Consider the following 3590-nt stretch of genomic DNA (forward strand, 5'->3'; position numbering starts at 1 on the left):
CGGACCAGACGCTGGCCCAGATCGAGCTGTTCACCAAGCCCGACGAGTACCCGACCGACGTCTACGTGCTGCCCAAGCACCTGGACGAGAAGGTCGCCCGTCTCCACCTCGACGCGCTCGGCGTGAAGCTGACCACGCTCCGCCCCGAGCAGGCCGAGTACATCGGCGTCGAGGTCGAGGGCCCGTACAAGCCGGACCACTACCGCTACTGAGTCCACAGCCGACCCGCTGAGCCGCGCGCCCGTGCACTGACACGCGGCTCAGCAGCAGGTCCTCCGAGGCAGGCCCCCGCACCCCCGTGCCGGGGGCCTGCCTCTTTGACCGGACCAGCTGGCACCGACCAGCGCGGCGAACCGGACCAGCCCGTCACACCCCAGGACCCTCATGCCCCGCGGCCGCTATTCGCTCCACGATCCGCACGATCACACCCCCCTCGCAGAAGAGCACTTCCACTGCGCCCCCGGCCCTTCCGGCTGGCGCTACGTCTCCCAGCTGACCACCCCCTCGGGCGATCACCGCGGCTCCGTCGACCTCACCCTCGACGAACTCGGCCGCCCCATCCGTCTCGAACTCCACGCGGCGGGCTGGCAGGTGCGCGGCGCCGCCCTCGACGGCGTCACCTGGGTTCGTACCGACCCCACCGGCACCGATGCCACGGAAGGCAACGTGCGCGCCCACGCCTTCACCGGCACCTCCCCCGCGTTCCTCATCGCCACCATCCGTCTGCTGCGCCTCACCCCTTCCAGCTCCGCAACTCGCGTACGCCTCGTCGCCTTCACAGACCCGGTCCTCGCCCCGCGCACCGTGGACCAGTCCTGGGCTCTGCTGAAAAGAGAAGCACACGGCACTGACAACGGCCCTCTGACCGTGGACGAATACCAGGTCACAGCCCTGGACACGGGCGAGCAGCACCTCGTACACATCGCCGGAGACGTGGTGCTCGCGGCCCCCGGCATCGAGCTGGAGGAGCTGGACTCGCCGCCGTCCGTTTTCCCTTGAGCGGAGGTCTTCCCGGAGCAGATTTCCTGGAGCAGAGGCGCGGGAGGGCGGGCTCGGCTGGGTTGGTGGGGCGGCTGCGCGGCTGACGAGCCCCGAGAAACGAGGAGTCCCGAGAAACACGGAGGAGAACCTGAGCCCCGGCCTGTGCGGCCGCGAGGGGCTTACGCAGGTGGCGCGAACCCGGTCGCGGGGCGATTCGTATCGGCCGACTGGCCGTCCTGCTGCGGCCTGGGCGGCGACGCGTGCGACGCCGGGCTTTCGGGACGGCGTTCGGGCCGCGCTGCTTCATGTCCGGGCTGTGCTGCCGCAGGGAAGTGCTCAGCAGGTGGGGGAGTAGCAACAGGGGGGTGCGGACCAGGCGCCGTATTTGCCCCGTACTGCCCGTCGTGGCCAGGTCCACCCGCAACCGTCCCGTTCACGTGAGCCCGCCGGATCTCGCGCGCCTGTCGCTCCTGGACCACCGCCGCCAGATAGGCGGCCGGAGGTATCCCAGGCGGCACCGGAGCGCCCGTCCGCTCCGCGAGGTCAGTGGCGAGCCGTTCCGCCATGGCCCCGCCCACCTGGGGGTCGAGCTGCTGCATGCGCGTCAGGTACTGCCGTATGGCCAGCCACAGCCCATCAGGAACCGCCGACAGATCAAGTCCCGAGAAACGCCCGGCCAGCCAGGGCGGTGGCGGAGGCACGAAACGCGCGTGGGCGGCGGGGATCCGTTCCCGTACGACCAGAGTCCCCGCGAACACATCCCCGAGCCGACGCCCTCGCTCCGAAACGAGCGACGCGATACAGGCGATCACCCCGAGCGTCAGCAGGATCTCGATCACGCCGATGGCGCCTCGTACCAGCGCATGCCGGAACCGGATGGGCCCGCCGTCGTCACGCACCACCCGCAGCCCGAATGCCATCTTCCCCAGCGACCGCCCATGACTGAGCGTCTCCACGGCGATCGGCGTGCCCACCAGAACCAGCAGAAACGTGGCGATGGAGATCGCGATCTGAGCAGCCTCGTCCAGCGAGGCCGTGGAGATCACCAGCACCATGGTCACGATCATGTACGCGGCAAAGGCCACGACCAGATCCAGCAAGACGGCCAGCGCCCTGCTGGGCAACCTCGCAGGGCGCAACTCCAGCGCCACCGCCTCGCCCGTCACCAGCTCACTCACGCCCGCCGTCCTTCCCCTGGACTGCCCCGAGAACAGCCAGTCTGCCAAGCTGAGGGCACCGAGCATCGCAGTACGACAAGCTGATACTCACGACGGGCCCGCCGACGAGCAGCCGAGGAGCAGGCAAACCAATGGACCTCGACGTCTTCGTCTCCGCCCACCGAGCGGAGTGGGACCGCCTGGAGGACCTGCTCCGGCGCCAGCGCCGGCTGACCGGCGCCGAGACCGACGAACTCGTCGCGCTCTACCAGCGCACTGCGACTCATCTTTCCCTGATCCAGTCCAGCGCACCCGATCCCCAGCTGACCGGGCGCCTCAGCCAACTGGTGGCACGCGCGCGTAGTGCGGTGACAGGCACCCGACGGGCCTCCTGGCGCGATGTCACCCGCTTCCTCGCCTACGGCTTCCCCGCCGCCGTCTACCGATCACGCCACTGGTGGGTTCCCACCGCACTTCTGTCGACTCTCGTCGCGGCGCTCCTCGGCTGGTGGATCGGTACGCATCCTGAAGTCCAGGCCACCATCGCGGCGCCCGCCGAACTGCGCGAGCTCACCCGCCCCGGCGGTCAGTACGAGAGCTACTACTCCACCCACCCCGCGGCATCCTTCGCAGCCCGCGTCTGGACGAACAACGCCCAGGCCGCCGCCATGTGCCTGGTCTTCGGGATCTTCCTGGGCCTCCCTGTCCTCTGGATCCTCTTCCTCAACATGCTCAACCTGGGCATCGGCTTCGGCCTGATGTCCTCTGCAGGCCGACTCGACACCTTCCTCGGCCTCGTCCTCCCGCACGGGCTGCTGGAGCTGACGGCCGTCTTCGTAGCCGCCGGTACAGGACTGCGCCTCGGCTGGACGGTGATCGACCCAGGGCCACGCACGCGCAGGAAGGCCCTGGCGGAGGAGGGCCGAGCCGCCGTCGGCATGGCGATCGGCCTTGCCCTGGTCCTGTTCGTCGCCGGTGCGATCGAAGGCTTCGTCACGCCGTCGGGCCTGCCCACCTGGGCCCGCATCGGCATCGGCGTCATCGCCGAGGCCGCCTTCCTCGCGTACGTCTACGTGCTCGGACGGCGCGCCGCCCATGCCGGCGAGACGGGTGACGTGGACATGGCCGAGCGCAGCGCCACGGTGCCGACCGCCGCCTGATGTGCGGACAGGCCCGCCGGACTGCTAGTCTCCTCTTCGCCTCGCAGGAGCCGTTGACACGGAGCATGTGGGGAGGTAGATTTAAACAGTTGCCTGGACTGGAGTTGATCCGGTCGGCGCCTTGAGAACCTACCCGCTTCTCGGGACATCGGTTCCGAAGAAGCTGATCCCGATTAATCGGAATGGGCGGTCGGTCAGCCCGGCCCGAAACCTCTGATAAAGTCGGGAGCGCCGGAAAGGGAAACGCGGAAGCGGGAACCTGGAAAGCACCGAGGAAATCGGATCGAGAAAA

Annotated in this window: 4 protein-coding genes; 3 read left to right on the forward strand and 1 reads right to left on the reverse strand. The window is 69.0% G+C overall.

All coding sequences use genetic code 11. The features are described from left to right. Positions 1–212, forward strand: a 212-nt coding sequence (locus KWI83_RS37535; protein ID WP_218518847.1) for an adenosylhomocysteinase, incomplete at its 5' end; no start/stop codon positions are given. 172 nt (positions 213–384) lie between these two features. Next, positions 385–999 carry a hypothetical protein gene (locus KWI83_RS37540; RefSeq protein WP_218518848.1) on the forward strand — a complete coding sequence of 205 codons (615 nt, stop codon included), beginning with the start codon at positions 385–387 and terminating at the stop codon, positions 997–999. 161 nt (positions 1000–1160) lie between these two features. On the opposite strand, the gene KWI83_RS37545 is transcribed toward KWI83_RS37540, so the two are convergent. Continuing rightward, positions 1161–2159, reverse strand: a complete 999-nt coding sequence (locus KWI83_RS37545; protein WP_218518849.1) for an RDD family protein — start codon at positions 2157–2159, stop codon at positions 1161–1163. Positions 2160–2290: 131 nt separating this feature from the next. Here KWI83_RS37545 and KWI83_RS37550 point away from each other — a divergent pair, with 131 nt between their 5' ends. Then, positions 2291–3298, forward strand: a complete 1008-nt coding sequence (locus KWI83_RS37550; protein ID WP_218518850.1) for a stage II sporulation protein M — start codon at positions 2291–2293, stop codon at positions 3296–3298. Positions 3299–3590: the final 292 nt, after the last annotated feature.

This window comes from Streptomyces sp. TRM70350, from assembly GCF_019219825.1.
Classification (GTDB): domain Bacteria; phylum Actinomycetota; class Actinomycetes; order Streptomycetales; family Streptomycetaceae; genus Streptomyces.